This is a genomic window from Mesobacillus subterraneus (genome assembly GCF_003937825.1).
GTDB classification, from domain to species: domain Bacteria; phylum Bacillota; class Bacilli; order Bacillales; family Cytobacillaceae; genus Mesobacillus; species Mesobacillus subterraneus.
Window position 1 is genome coordinate 198,564 of record NZ_RSFW01000009.1, and the last position, 14,753, is coordinate 213,316.

The 14,753-nt window shown below is 45.0% G+C and carries 12 protein-coding genes; all 12 read right to left on the reverse strand.

Features of this window, described 5'->3' with window-relative positions:
• Position 1 precedes the first annotated feature (1 nt).
• Positions 2 to 1,462 carry a UDP-N-acetylmuramoyl-L-alanyl-D-glutamate--2,6-diaminopimelate ligase gene (locus EJA10_RS06545; protein ID WP_125479204.1) on the reverse strand — a complete coding sequence of 487 codons (1,461 nt, stop codon included), beginning with the start codon at positions 1,460 to 1,462 and terminating at the stop codon, positions 2 to 4.
• Between the two features lie 202 nt (positions 1,463 to 1,664).
• The gene (locus EJA10_RS06550) at positions 1,665 to 3,578 is read right to left on the reverse strand and encodes a stage V sporulation protein D (protein WP_125479205.1); all 1,914 of its coding nucleotides are present in this window, start codon (positions 3,576 to 3,578) and stop codon (positions 1,665 to 1,667) included.
• A gap of 150 nt (positions 3,579 to 3,728) precedes the next feature.
• A complete protein-coding gene (locus EJA10_RS06555) occupies positions 3,729 to 5,939 on the reverse strand; it encodes a penicillin-binding protein (RefSeq protein ID WP_125479206.1) in 2,211 nt (736 codons plus the stop codon).
• A complete protein-coding gene (ftsL, locus tag EJA10_RS06560) occupies positions 5,939 to 6,298 on the reverse strand; it encodes a cell division protein FtsL (RefSeq protein WP_342773891.1) in 360 nt (119 codons plus the stop codon). The genes EJA10_RS06555 and ftsL overlap by 1 nt, the downstream gene beginning before the upstream one ends.
• Before the next feature lie 24 nt (positions 6,299 to 6,322).
• Positions 6,323 to 7,261, reverse strand: coding sequence for a 16S rRNA (cytosine(1402)-N(4))-methyltransferase RsmH (rsmH, locus tag EJA10_RS06565; protein WP_125479380.1), 939 nt, complete (start codon positions 7,259 to 7,261; stop codon positions 6,323 to 6,325).
• A 57-nt stretch (positions 7,262 to 7,318) separates the two neighbouring features.
• Positions 7,319 to 7,750: a division/cell wall cluster transcriptional repressor MraZ gene (mraZ, locus tag EJA10_RS06570; RefSeq protein WP_125479207.1), complete on the reverse strand. Its 432-nt coding sequence runs from the start codon at positions 7,748 to 7,750 to the stop codon at positions 7,319 to 7,321.
• A 288-nt stretch (positions 7,751 to 8,038) separates the two neighbouring features.
• On the reverse strand, positions 8,039 to 9,673 hold the full coding sequence (bshC, locus tag EJA10_RS06575) for a bacillithiol biosynthesis cysteine-adding enzyme BshC (protein WP_125479208.1): 1,635 nt from the start codon (positions 9,671 to 9,673) through the stop codon (positions 8,039 to 8,041).
• Positions 9,674 to 9,838: 165 nt separating this feature from the next.
• The gene (locus tag EJA10_RS06580) at positions 9,839 to 10,231 is read right to left on the reverse strand and encodes a DUF3397 domain-containing protein (RefSeq protein ID WP_342773892.1); all 393 of its coding nucleotides are present in this window, start codon (positions 10,229 to 10,231) and stop codon (positions 9,839 to 9,841) included.
• Positions 10,228 to 11,124 carry a 2-dehydropantoate 2-reductase gene (locus EJA10_RS06585; protein WP_125479209.1) on the reverse strand — a complete coding sequence of 299 codons (897 nt, stop codon included), beginning with the start codon at positions 11,122 to 11,124 and terminating at the stop codon, positions 10,228 to 10,230. The genes EJA10_RS06580 and EJA10_RS06585 overlap by 4 nt, the downstream gene beginning before the upstream one ends.
• A 489-nt stretch (positions 11,125 to 11,613) precedes the next feature.
• Entirely contained in the window at positions 11,614 to 13,155 is a 1,542-nt protein-coding gene (locus EJA10_RS06590) for an acyl-CoA carboxylase subunit beta (RefSeq protein WP_125479210.1), read from the reverse strand.
• A 21-nt stretch (positions 13,156 to 13,176) separates the two neighbouring features.
• Entirely contained in the window at positions 13,177 to 13,389 is a 213-nt protein-coding gene (locus EJA10_RS06595; protein WP_125479211.1) for an acetyl-CoA carboxylase biotin carboxyl carrier protein subunit, read from the reverse strand.
• A 14-nt stretch (positions 13,390 to 13,403) separates the two neighbouring features.
• Positions 13,404 to 14,747, reverse strand: coding sequence for an acetyl-CoA carboxylase biotin carboxylase subunit (locus tag EJA10_RS06600; RefSeq protein WP_125479212.1), 1,344 nt, complete (start codon positions 14,745 to 14,747; stop codon positions 13,404 to 13,406).
• Positions 14,748 to 14,753 lie beyond the last annotated feature (6 nt).

Here is a 14,753-nt window from a genome sequence, read left to right on the forward strand (position 1 = left end):
ATTACCTCTCCTCTATCGCCTCTCGTGCTACAATCCTGTCATCAAAATCAAATGTCCTGTCGCCTATTTGCTGATATGTTTCATGGCCTTTTCCGGCAATGAGGATGACATCTCCGGCTTTCGCATTTTTTATTGCATGCTGGATTGCCTCTTTCCTGTCAATGATTGAAGTGTAAACCTCACCCTTCACGCCTTCCTCCATGTCCTTGATGATAGCGTCCGGATCCTCGCTCCTTGGGTTATCAGAGGTGAAAATAGCATCTGTGGCATATTCACAAGCAATCTTGGCCATTAAGGGGCGCTTGGTACGGTCGCGGTCTCCGCCGCAGCCGACTACACAGAATACCCGTTTTTGCGCGAATTGCTGGACGGTCTTAAGGACATTTTCAAGGCTGTCTGGCGTATGCGCATAATCAACGATCACGGAAAAATCCTGGCCTGCATCGACCACTTCGAAACGTCCGGAAACACCTTTTACACTCTCGACAGACTTGATGATATCTTCTAAAGCGATTCCTGACACCAGTGCCGCTCCGATGCTGGCAAGCACGTTATAGATGCTGAATTTGCCGATCAGCTGGATATTCACATCCCTCACCCCGAACGGACTGATCAGATCAAATGAGGTTCCGCTGGCGGTCATGCTGATGTTGGCTGCCTGAAGATCAGCATGGTTGTCAATTCCATAAGTTAAAATATGTGCCGATGTGAGCATCGCAAACTCTTCACTTGCCGGGTCATCCGAGTTAAGGACAGCAAACTTTGGCTTATCGTGGTTGAATGCATTGCCCAGCTGGGAAAATAAAAGCCCTTTTGCTTTCCTGTATTCTTCCATTGTTTTGTGGTAGTCAAGATGGTCCTGCGTCAGGTTGGTAAACACCGCTACATTGTAATCCGTTCCATGAACACGGCCATAGACGAGAGCGTGAGAAGAAACCTCCATCACTGCTGTATCCACCTGTTCAACGACCATTTTCTTAAATGTTTTTTGCAGCGTCAGGCTCTCTGGTGTCGTGTTCTTCACTTCGAAAATTTGATCACCAATTTTTGTATACATGGTTCCGATCAACCCTGTTTTCTGGCCAGCATCCTTGAAAATCTTTTCAATGATATGGCTTGTTGTCGTTTTACCATTTGTGCCGGTGATCCCAACCATATGCAGCTTTTGGCTTGGCTGTCCGTAGAAAGCATCAGCAAGGACAGCCATCGCGCGAACCGTATCCTTGACCACGATGACGGGGACATTCAGTGGAAGCTCCCGTTCAGCCAGGACAGCTGAAGCACCATTTTTCACGGCAGATCCGGCAAAATCATGACCATCAACTGTATAACCTTTTATGCATATGAATAAACTTCCAGCAGTTACTCTTCGGTTATCATTTTCAATTGAAGTAATTTCGGGATTTTCTCCCTTGTAATCCACGAATGGGTGCAAGTAACCGATCAATTCGTGTAATTTCATAAATATCAAATCCTCTCAAACAAACATGGCGACTCTTATTTTACATGATTAGGCTGAAATTAGCCATTGTTGAGATGAAAAGTACAAGCCCTTTTTATGTTCGCCCGCTTATGATTTTCTGCTATTCTCCAAAACATGCAAAAGCGGGCGGCGGATTCCCATCCTGATGCCGCCCTGCCCTGCAGTATCCCTACAATATCACTTAATCATTCATATAAACTCTGATGGTCGAACCCTCTTTAATTTTTATCCCTGGAGACGGAAGCTGCTTAACCACCTTTTCTCCTGAGCCCGCAATATCAAGTTTGAAATTAATCAGCTGCTGCTGGAGTTCTTGCTTTGTAAGGCCCCTTAAATCCGGAACTTCCACCAGCGGTGTATCCAGCCAGGTAAGTTCTTTTTCTATCTGGTCCTTGCGCGGAGGAACCTCCATTGCCCGCAAGCTGTCTTCCATTATGTCTCCGACGATCGGTGCAGCAACAACTCCGCCAAATTGGACCGTTCCTTTAGGGTTGTCTACAGCAACATAGATGACAATTTGCGGATCATCAGCCGGTGCAAATCCAATAAATGAAACGATATGGTTATTTTCAAGGTACCGGCCGTCCTTCGCTTTCTGGGCTGTACCGGTCTTGCCGCCTACCCTGTAAGAATCAACATAAGCATTTTTACCTGAACCCTTGGCAACAACGCTTTCAAGAGCATGTCTGATTTCTTTGGACGTCTCTTCAGATATGACCCGCCTTTTCTGCTGTGGAGTTTTTTTCATTACTATTTCCCCTGTCAACGGATCGATCAGTTCTTTTGCGATATAAGGCGTATAGAGGATGCCTCCATTCACCGCGGCTGACACGGCAGCAACCTGCTGGATCGGAGTGACCGATACGCCCTGGCCAAACGCTGTCGTCGCCTGCTCGACAGGTCCAACCCTGTCAAGATTAAACATGATCCCTTTTCCTTCACCCTGAAGGTCAATACCAGTTTTTTGGCCAAAGCCAAAGTCTCTTACATATTTAAAAAGCGTCTCTTTGCCCAATCTGTCCCCCAGCTCCACAAACCCCGGGTTGCAGGAATTCTCTACAACCTCCAGGAAGGACTGACTTCCATGGCCGCCTTTTTTCCAGCAGCGGATACGGGCTCCCGCTACTTCTACCGAGCCGGAATCATGGAAATGATCTTTCTCTAAATCTACCTTTCCCTCCTGAAGCGCAGCTGCCAGGGTGACAATCTTGAACGTGGACCCTGGCTCATACGTGCTCCAGATTGGAAGATTGCGATTGTACACCTCAGGCGGCACATTCCTGAAGTTGGCAGGGTCGAAATCCGGCCGGCTTGCCATGGCGAGGATTTCTCCGTTGTTCGGATTCATGGCAATCGCGATGATTCCATCCGGATTGTATTTTGCCTGTGCAATGTCCAGCTCCCTTTCCACGATTGTCTGGACCCGGCTGTCAATGGTCAGCTTCAGGTCGAGTCCGTCCACTGGCGGTTCATAATCATCGGCCATATTGTTCATTCGCTGTTGTTTTGCATCAGCATAAAATTGAACAGAACCCTTTTGCCCCTTCAATTGCTTATCATAATAAAGCTCCAGCCCCATCAGCCCCTGGTTGTCGATTCCAGCAAATCCAAGAACATGGGAAAGATAACTTCCGTAAGGATAATGCCTTTTCGAATCCTCGCCTATGTAAACCCCCTTTAGGTCGAGAGCCCTGATTTCCTTGGCTTTTTCGTGAGAAATCTTCCGTCCTTCTGGAATTCTTTCAATCATCGCCTTCTTCGTAATATGCTGAAATGCTTTTTCCTTTGGCATATTTAAGGACTTGGCGAGAATTTCGGCAGTGGCCTCTGGATCCTTCACCTGCCGCGGAACCACATATACGGTTGGAGCACTGATATTCGTGGCGAGCGCCACCCCATTCCTGTCCATGATTTCCCCTCGCTGTGGTTCGAACGGAACATTCCTGCTCCATGAGTCCTTTGCTTTACCCGTCAAAAAGTCCCCAAGCATGAATTGAACATAGCCCAGGCGGACATCAATAATTGTAAAGACCAGAACCCCTACCAATAAAACGATTGCCAGCCTCTTCCTGACGGTTACATTTGAAACACGCATCTATTGAACGAACCCCCTTTTCCATTATTCCGATAATGTACAGATCGAATCTCCATTACACTCGTTCAAATATATGCTTGTACGAATTTGAATATAACAAGAAGTAGACAGGCTGATGCTTAATAGAAAAAAGAAAAACAGAGGAGGGGCTCAGCCGCCCACTTCCTCTGTTTCTTCACTTTCTTCTTCTTTTTTCTGGGATTTCTCAAATTGTTCCAGCGGGGTTTCCAGTTCCACAACAAGGTTTTCCCCTTCCTTGATTGGCGAACCAGGCTGCAGGCTTTGCTTTGTGACATAACCGCTGCCCGCCTTGTTCAACTTTACTCCAGCAATCTGTGCCAGTTTCATGACATCCCTTAACGACCAATCCTTCATATCAGGATAGGTCATGATACCTGAAGCTTTAATGATGACTTTTTCACCTTCAAGGGCAATCGTGTCCGCTTTTGGAAGCTGGTCTTCCACTTTGTTTCCGTCTCCGATGACAACTGTATTAAATCCTTTTGATTCAAGCAGCTGCTTGGCCTCTGCTGCTCCCATACCAACGATATCAGGAACAGCGTTTGAATCCGCCTTTTCCATTGATGCCGGTTTGATGTTCAAATACTGCAGGCTGCTTTGCATAACTGATTTAAAGATCATGGACGTCGGGATTGAACCCTTGAAATAATGATCGATTTCAGGCTGCTGTACTGCCACATAAACAATCAGCTTTGGATCATCCTTTGGAGCCATACCAAGAAAAGAGAAGAGATAATCGTTCGCTCCATTGAGATATCTTCCGTTTGTCGTGATATTTGCTGTACCGGTTTTTCCGGCAACATCATAGCCCTCAATCGCATACGCTTTTCCCGTACCATGCTCACCAGTAACAACCGTCTCCAGCACATCACGGACCTCTTTTGCGGTTTTTGCGGAAATTGGCTGTCCGACAGCTTTAGGCTCTTCTTGTTTGACCACTTCTCCTGTGTTCGGATCAACAATTTTGTCAATGATCCTTGGCTTCATCATCTTCCCATCATTCGCAACGGCAGTCGCAGCCTGGATCAATTGAATAGGTGTAAACGTCGACCCTTGGCCATAAGAGACCGTTACTTTTTCAACTGGCCATTGATACTGGATTTTACCCACAGCTTCATTCGGGAGGTCAATGCCTGTCGGCTGATCAAAACCAAAATCAGTCAAGTATTCCCGGAATTTATCCGTACCGATTTTTTCATTAACTAGCTTTGCGACCGCTACGTTTGAAGAACGCTGTAATCCTTCCAGATAAGTAATCGTTCCCCACCCCTGGCGATTGTTATGATCCCCGATTGATGCAGATTTTTCCGTAACTTTGTAGGAACCAGATTTATAATACTCTCCTGGATTCCACTTATTTTCCTCGATTGCCGCTGCCAGTGTGAAGATCTTCATCGTCGATCCCGGTTCAATCGGTGTTTCAACCACTTCGTTATGCCAGCTTTTATCCAGACCATCTCGGGTGGTTGGGTGGAAGCTTGGCCGCTGGGCCATCGCAAGGATATCCCCTGTCTTTGGATCTGCCACAACCGCAAGGATTTTTTTCGGTTTGAATTCTTTGTCAACCCTGTCTACAGCATCCTCAACAAACGTTTGGATCTTTTTATCGATCGTTAAATAAATATTGTCCCCATCTCTGGCGGGGTTTACCTTTTTCTCACTATCAGGAAGCAGGAATCCCCACAAATCACTTTCAAAAGAAACTGATCCGTTTTCCCCTGTCAGTTCATCATTGAGCGATTTTTCAATTCCTAGCTTACCGGTTGTAATCGTTTTTCCCTTTTCATCTTCCTTTTCAACAAAGCCTACCAGATGGGAAGAAAACACACCATTCGGATAGAATCTCTTTGAATCTCGTAAAAAAGTAATTCCAGGAAGCTTCAATTCTTCAATTTCACGTTTTGTCTGATGGGAAATGTCACGACCGGCTTTTCCGAACTCGACCTGGAACGGCCCTTTGCGTGACAGCCTCTCATAAATGTCAGCCTCACTCATATCTAAATATTTCGCGAGCTTCTTTGCTGTCATCTCGGGATTTTGCACATGTTTAGGTTTTTTCTTGTTGCTGGTCACAGATGGGTCAAGGATGGCCACAAGTGTATAAGCCGTTGTATCCTCGGCAACCACTTCCCCTTTACGGTCAAAAATCGTTCCGCGAACAGCCTCGATGACCTTTTCATCCGTGTATTTCTGCTGGGCCCTGGCTGCAAGAGCCTGACCGTGGACCTCACCGGTAACCTGGATCGTCACAAACCTGAAAATCAAGATGAAAAAGAGCAGGCTGAATAATAAAAACAATAGCGCTGCTCCCGCATTCATATGAGGTTGTTTCTTGTTCATCAGTTTTCCACACCTTTAACATTGTCTTCATTCAATGTTAAGCCGAGTTTTTCCGTAACCTGCTTAATGCGTTCATAGGTACTTAATTCGCTAACCTGGACTTCAAGGTCACTGTTTACTTTTTGCTGTTCCTGAATACTGCTCTCGATTAGCTGAATTTCTTTGTTGACTTCGTAAATGGCCGCCTGTTTTGATACCATGAATGTCGCGCCGAAACATACGATTGCTCCGAAAACCAACATCAGGATCTTTTCGCCGGGTGTAAGAATCGAACTTCTTCTTGCCGGTGCTTTGGCTGGTGCTTGAACAGTGCGCTGCTGCTGTTCCTGTTGCAATTTCCTTGCCAGATTGCTCATCATTTTCCCTCCTGAATCATTTTATTTTTATTTTTTCACTTTTTCAGCGATACGCAATTTCGCGGATCTTGCTCTGTTATTGAATTCAAGTTCTTCCTCAGATGGAAGGATTGGCTTCCTGGTAATCAGCTTCAGTTTTGGCTGGTATTCCTCAGGAATGATCGGCAGGCCCGGAGGAAGCGGCGGAGTTTCACTCGCTTTCTTGAAGGTCACCTTGCAGATTCTGTCTTCGAGGGAGTGGAACGTAATGACACTGATTCTTCCCCCAACCGCAAGAACGTCAATTGCCTGCTCAAGGGATTTTTCAAATACACCAAGTTCATCATTTACGGCGATCCTCACTGCCTGGAAGATTCTTTTCGCAGGATGTCCGCCCTTTCTTCTTGCAGGTGCCGGAATGACATCTTTGATCAGTTCCACCAGTTCACCTGTCGTTTCGATGTGCTTGGTTTCCCTAGATGTTTCAATCCTTCTGGCAATCTGTTTCGAGAATTTCTCTTCCCCATATTGGAAAAAGATTCTGACCAATTTCTCATATGGCCATTCATTAATGACATCATAAGCTGATAACGGAGCGTCCTGGTCCATCCGCATATCCAGCGGTGCATCATGATGATAGCTGAACCCTCTCTCCGGTGTGTCTAGCTGCGGGGAGGAAACTCCGAGGTCATAAAGGACACCATCCACCTCAGTCACACCTTGTTTCTCAAGCTCTTCCTTGAGATAAAGGAAGTTGCTTTTGATGATTGTCAGCCTGTCTCCATATGCTGCAAGCTTTTCCTTTGCATTTGCAATCGCGATATCGTCCTGGTCAAAGGCGTACAGCTTTCCTTTTTCCGAAAGCCTGGACAAAATCAATTCACTGTGGCCTGCGCCACCGAGAGTGCAATCCACGTATGTACCGTCAGGCTTGATATTGAGCCCGTCTACTGTTTCTTCCAGTAAAACTGTTGTATGTTTGAACATCATGATCCACCTTTCCAATCGAGGAGCAGGTAATATTATATCAGAATAATGTTACCCTTAAATATCAAATCCAATCATATTTTCCGCAATTTCAGCAAAAGATTCCTCAGATTCTGCGAAATATTCTTCCCAGATGGCTTTGCTCCAAATTTCAATTCGATTGGAAACACCTAAAATCACACATTCTTTCTCAAGCTTGGCGTATTGCATCAGCGGGGATGGGATGTTGACTCTCCCCTGCTTGTCAATTTCACTCTCGGTAGCACCCGAAAAGAAAAAACGGGTAAATGCTCTGGCATCTTTTTTCGTCAGCGGAAGTCCCTTAAGCTTGTCTTCAATCACTGACCATTCAGAAACTGGGTAGCCAAATAAACACTGGTCGAGTCCACGGGTAAGAATGAACATTTCTCCAAGGTTTTCACGCACCTTGGCAGGGATGATCAATCGGCCTTTGCTATCAACATTATGATGGTATTCACCCATGAACATGCCACTACCCCCACTTTCTAAATACAATGTACCACATTCCCCCACTTTTCACCACCTTATTTTAAATATTCTCCCCACGCTGTGGATTTCCTTCTCGAAATTATCGTTTCCATTAATTTCTTTGATTTTATTTTTGTGAAGAGAATCGGGGTTATTCCCCGTTGGGATGAATTTATTCCCCGTTGAACGCTGTTTATTCCCCGTTGGCTCGTGGATATTCCCCGTTGAAGACGATTTATTCCCCGTTGCACAAAAAAAGCCCCATTCTTATAGAATGGAGCTTTCACGTTAGAGCTTTATGATTTTATGGGTACCGTCGAATTCATAATGAAGCTTCAGCAGGTCAGGTACCAGGCTTAATCCATATCTGTTCAGATAGTAGAACGGGTTCCATACGCGTTCCTGTGGTGAACCGCCTGGCCTTAATGCATTCTCGATTCTTGTGAATTTCCTCAGGATATGATCATTTTTGCGGCATACTGCCTCTACAATTTTATCCTCCATGAATCCAATCTGGTTCATTAAAATCGATTCGTTCTTTTCCAGCATCGGCTTAAGCACAGGATCTATGCCTGTGGACTTTTCCCGGATCTGTTGATAATTTTCTATCAGCATCGTTTTGACGTTTTCAAAAAGTTCTTCGACTTCTCGGTCTTTTAGTGAATCGATGTATTTCAGTTCATGCCCGCCCGTTCCGGAAATTAGCACTTCCTGTAAATCCAGTCCTAGTTCCTCCATGTCCGACTCGACGGATCGTTCCAAAAGCGTAATATTTAAACGCGGCACAAGCGGGGGCATTTTCAGCCCAAAATGTTCAAACGCCATCTTCAGCTCAGCCCAATACGCAATTTCACCAGGTCCGCCGATAAATGCAAGAGTCGGGAAAAGCCATTCCTGCATCAATGGCCGGGTGACAACGTTATTGCTCAATTTTTCCGGATATTCGTTTGCCATCTCCACCAGCTCATCATATGTGAAGCTGATTTCACCATTTTTCCCTGTAAACCCTCCACTTTGTGGGTCGAACTGGAGCAGAATCCGCTCATTCACCTTTTCATCGTAGAAAAACAGGTTAGCAGCCTGTTCGCTTATATCGATCATATGAGAAAAACCTGCCGACTGGGTTCTCTCTTGCTGGCCAAGGACAGCGGAGGTAATCTCACGGTGGCTTTTAATCTGGTTGACGAAGTATTCTTTTTCCAGCTTCCTTAATTCCTTATTGCCTGAATCGACAATCAGCAGACCGGAATCTTTGAAGAGCTCCATTATGATCATCGCAAAGAAGTCAACAAAAGATTCTGCATTTTTCAAGGCATCCAGCGCAAAAGCAAGAACTTCCTTTGTATACTTTGTTTCCCCGTAGGTTTCCATTATTTCTTCCACCCACGAGTAACACAAATCCTTGTTGATACAAACTTCGGAAATCATTTTCTTTTCAAGGTTCTTTTCAGGATAAATCCACTTTTCCTGTTTATTGTTTTTCATGACAAACACATGATTTACTTCATGATAATCATGGTCCTCACCAGCAATCCAAAATACCGGGACAACCGGAACGCCTAGTTCAGCCTCTTTTTGTTCAGCAAGCTTTATGATTGAGATGACCTTATGGATTGTATAAAGCGGCCCGGTCAGTATGCCTGCCTGCTGCCCGCCAATGACAGCCACACTGTTTTCGTGCCGAAGCTTATCAATATTAGCCGATATTTTTTCGGATTTTGCATAACGTGACATGAAAGCCTGAATATGGTCAGCCAGTTCATTCCGCATGAATGATCTGCCTTTCAGTTCATTAACACGTTCTTCATATGAATGTTTATCTATAAAATTATAATGAAAGAAGCTCTGCAGTTCAGGGCTCCCAGCAAGGTAATCAGTCGCAAACCGGTTCGCAGCCGGAAGAGAGAGATCCAGCATCTCCATTGACGTGTACTTCCTTTCTCGTAAACAATTTTCACTGTTATGAGTATAGCATTGTTTAAAACGAAAAGAAAAAAACTTTGCCTTTCGAAATTTCTAAAATCAAGGTTTTTTCAGGAAAAAGAAAAGTGCTGGGTCTTCCTTCACCAGAAGGCAACCCAACACTATTCAAGCAAACAGAAATGTCAGGCGCTTAATCAACCCGAATACGACCAGGATGATATAGGCAGAAAAAAACAGCAGGAAATTGAAGCGCCAAAAACCCTTAAATACCTTGGGCAAAACGATTTCTTCTTTAAACTTCCAATGAATAAAGACAAAGATTGCGGCAAGTCCAAACAAGACAATCAAAATCAGCCAAAGGTATGACCTGTCCCATATCGTGAGGATCAGGAAATGAACAGACAGTACAAGCAGAAATGTGCTGAAATCAATTGCCAGATTGACTGACCTTCGATGGTTGCCCGTGATTTGTTTGCTAATGATGAACACAGCGAGGTAGCCAATCATTGGTACTGTTATCAATGTGGCAACAAATGCGGAAAAGAATCCCGGCATCATTCACCCTCCCTTTCGTGCTCCTTCCCCTTGATGCAATAGTAATAATTATGTATTAATGGAGCTTTGATATTTTTCTCTGCAGATCGTTCGAGCAAATAACCAAGGATAGCATCTATTTCTGTCTGCCTTCCATTTTCAAGATCCTTATACATGGATGAATGGTTATCAGCTGTTTTTTCACATACAGTCAACAGATTCTGAAAGTATTCTGCCTTATTGGTAAGCTCAAGAACCTGAGCACATTCATCAAATAACGAGGTAAATAACTGATAGAAATATGAATTTTGAATCAGTGCACCATTTTTCACCTTGAGCGTAGCCGTCAAAGGATTGATGACAGAATTGACAACCAGCTTCTTCATCAGCATTTGTTCGTAGTCAGGCTCCATCACGAATGGGAATTCAGCCGGTACAGCAGAAGACAATTCCTTTAAAACAGCTTCATTACCATTGAAAACAGCAGTCCTCGTCACACCCAGTCCATTATGGTAAACGGTATAAGGATTGGCTTTTACAGCACCATGCTCGACAGAACCTACGAAAATTCCGGGCGGGGACAGTTCCGACAGCTGCCTGATATGACCATAACCGTTCTGCAGAAAAAGAAGATTGCCAGATGCCTTCGCCTGGAGGATCGGCAACAGGCTCGGAAGCTGGTATTGCTTCACAGCAACAATGGTAAGATCCTCGGTACCCTGCCACATTTCAATAGGAGCAGCAATCAATTCATGTGCTCTGCCTGTGTAGTCTCCCCGAACAATATGTATTCCATTTTCATTAATTAAGTCTGATTGTTCCTGGGTTCTTGTGTATAGAGTGACAGTGTTTTTTAAGCTTAAGTAATAGGAAAACAATAAACCTAAAGAACCACCGCCGATAATGGCTATCTTCATAAAATCCCTCATCTGAATGAGTTTTGTGCCAAACTGGTCTATTAGTCATATTTTAGCAGAAACTCCACTTTAATAGGAAGAAGTGATTAAGATAATTTTAAATAATTCTAGCAATCCTATTACTCGTACACGATTTTCAGATAAACCAGAGGGATCCAAACAGGATCCCAGGAATTTGTTGATAAGAAAATCACTTCACTTTTTGTTTTAAAGTGGTGACCTATTTTTAACAAAAGAGGATATCTATTTTATTTTTCATAAAAATAAAACAAAAACTGAGTTGATTGTAGTGGAAGGCACGAAGACTCCAGTGGGATCAGCTGGACAGATGAGACCCCACAGGAGTGACCAGCGAATAGGAGGCTCACCGCCATCTTCGCGGAAAGTGAAGTGCCTGGAACGGAAATCGACTGCCTATTTTTACAGCTATCCCAATATAAAAAAGGGCGCCCAAAGAGATTTGCTTTTGGGATACCCTTGTTTTCGTCATTAAACTGGATATACTGGATGCTTCCTGACGCTGAATTCCATATCCTTTGTTTCATACAATTTGAAACGATCGATCAGAGCGTTCCTCAGGTCATTGGCTGCTACGATGTCGTCAACAATTAACTCTGAGGCAAGCTTATAAATATCTATGCTTTCTTTGTATTCCTGATGTTTTTCCTGGACGAAAGCAATTTTCTCCTTCGGATCTTCAATTTGGTTGATTTTATTGGAATATACTGCATTAACTGCTGCTTCAGGTCCCATTACCGCAATCTGGGCGGTCGGAAGTGCAATGCAACAATCTGGTTCGAACGCCGGACCTGCCATAGCGTAAAGGCCTGCGCCATAAGCTTTGCGTACAATGACAGATATTTTCGGAACAGTCGCCGAGCTCATGGCAGCAATTAATTTTGCTCCATGACGGATGATTCCTGCTCTTTCTACTTTTGTTCCAATCATGAAGCCCGGGACGTCAGCCAGGAATAATAGCGGAATATGGAAAGCATCACATAGCGTAATGAATTTCGCCGCCTTGTCTGCTGAATCCACGAACAATACGCCGCCCTTTACCTTTGGCTGGTTCGCAATGATCCCTACTGCGCGGCCATCGATACGCGCCAGCCCTGTGATGATTTCGGGGGCAAACAGCTTTTTGATTTCAAAGAAGCTGCCCTCGTCAATAAGTGCATCAATTCCTTCATACATATCGAATGGTGCATTCTGGTTCAACGGGACAATTTCTTCAAGGCTTCTGCCTGCCTTTGGAGAAATTCCTTGAAGAACTGCTGTTTTCGATTGGAAGTTTGCCGGGAAATAGCTCACGTACTTTTTCGCGGATTCAATAGCTTCTTCTTCACTGTATACAAGCATATCCCCCACACCGCTGACAGAGCAGTGCATGCGGGCTCCGCCCATTTCCTCAAGAGTAACCTTCTCCCCGATTACCTTTTCTGCCATCCTTGGTGATCCAAGATACATTGATGCGTTTTGGTCGACCATGATTACGATGTCGCAGAATGCAGGGATGTAGGCTCCTCCAGCAGCTGACGGACCAAATAATAGGCAGATTTGCGGAATGACCCCGGACAGTTTAACCTGATTGTAAAAAATCTTTCCCGCCCCTCTGCGGTTAGGGAACATTTCAAGCTGATCGGTAATCCGCGCACCAGCAGAATCTACAAGATAGAGCAAAGGCACCTTTAGTTTTTCAGCCGTTTCCTGAATCCTGATGATTTTTTCTACTGTTCTGGCTCCCCAGGAACCAGCTTTAACAGTAGAATCATTTGCCATAACGCACACTGTCTGTCCGCCGATCTTCCCAATTGCGGTTACCACGCCATCAGCAGGCAGGTCGCCTGCCTGGAAATTGGCGAACTTCCCATCTTCCTCATAGATTCCGCCATCAAACAAAAGATTCAGGCGGTCGCGCACAAACATCTTATTCTGCTCGGCCAGCTTTTCATGATACTTTGGATGGCCGCCAGCCTCGATTTGCTTCACTTTTTCTTGTAATGTATCAGATAGAGTTTTAGCGGTAGTCATTATTCCCCTCCTCCAGTTCTATTATTCTAGTACAAGCAGGACATCGCCTTCGTTCACGAAATCTCCTACGCTTACCTTTACCTCTGCAACATTCCCTGCTCCCTGGCTTTCAACTGGAATTTCCATCTTCATTGATTCCAGCATCATCACTTCCTGGCCCTCTGTTACGGAATCTCCTGCTGCCACCATAACGTTCAAAACTGTCCCTGCCATATTCGCTGTAATTTCTTTCATGTTCATTTCCCCCTCTATTTAGATGCCAATTTTCGTTCTGTTAAATAAGCCGTCGTATAATGACCGGATCTGAAGCCTTCCTCACCTAGAATGTCAGCAAACAGCGGTGCATTCGATTTGATCCCATCCAGCTTCAATGCCGAAAAAAACTCCTGTGCAATCTGGATCGCTTCAGCCCTTGTACTGCCGGCAACAATGCACTTAGCCACCATCGGATCGTAAAAAGGTGTAACAGTTGAACCCGATTGATATCCTGAGTCGACACGGACTCCTTCCCCGTCCATCCAGGTGAACTCATTGATTTTTCCTGGAGAAGGAAGGAATCTGACTGGATCTTCGGCATATAGGCGGAATTCAATTGCCCAGCCTTTCTTCCCGATTTCATCCTGGAGCAGCGGAAGTCTTTCCCCGCGCGCCACGAGGATCTGCCATTTCACAAGGTCCAGCCCTGTGATTGTTTCTGTTACTGGATGTTCAACCTGCAGCCTCGTGTTCATCTCAAGGAAATAGAAGTTTTCATCCTCATCGACGATGAATTCAACAGTGCCAGCATTCTCATAATTTACTGCCTTAGCTGCTTTCACTGCCGTATCATACATCTTCTGCCTCGCCTCATCCTTCAGGAATGGCGAAGGTGCTTCTTCAATGACCTTCTGATGGCGCCTTTGAATCGAGCAGTCACGCTCAAACATATGAACATGGTTTCCGTGGGAATCACCAAAAATCTGCACCTCCACATGGCGTGCGTTCTTGATGTATTTCTCAATGAACACTTCGTCCGAACCGAAGTAAGCCTTTGCTCTGCCTTTCGTTGAGTCAAAATTCTTAGCGAGCGCTTGCTCATTTTCACAGAGCACCATGCCGATGCCGCCACCGCCGCCACTGGCCTTCAGCATAACAGGATAGCCAATTTCACCAGCCAGCTTTACAGCTTCATCCAGAGTTTTTAGCCCCAGGTCACTCCCAGGCACGACAGGCACTCCTGCCTCTTCCATTGTTGACCTGGCAACGATTTTATCGCCCATCTTTTCTAATACATCCGGGGCAGGCCCAATAAATGTAAGTCCTGCTTCCTTTACCTTGCGGGCAAATTCAGCATTTTCCGATAAGAATCCATATCCTGGATGGATGCCATCCACGTTTTCGGCTTTTGCGATTCTTAGAATCTCATCTGCATTCAGATATGATTTTTGAACAGGCGGCTCTCCAATCCGGAATGCACTGTCAGCTTCCTTTACAAATGGGAGTTCCTGATCAGCGTCCGAATAGACAGCTACTGTTTGAATCCCCATTTCACGGCAGGTGCGGATGATGCGAAGCGCAATTTCTCCCCTGTTTGCAATTAGAATTTTTTGCACGCTCTT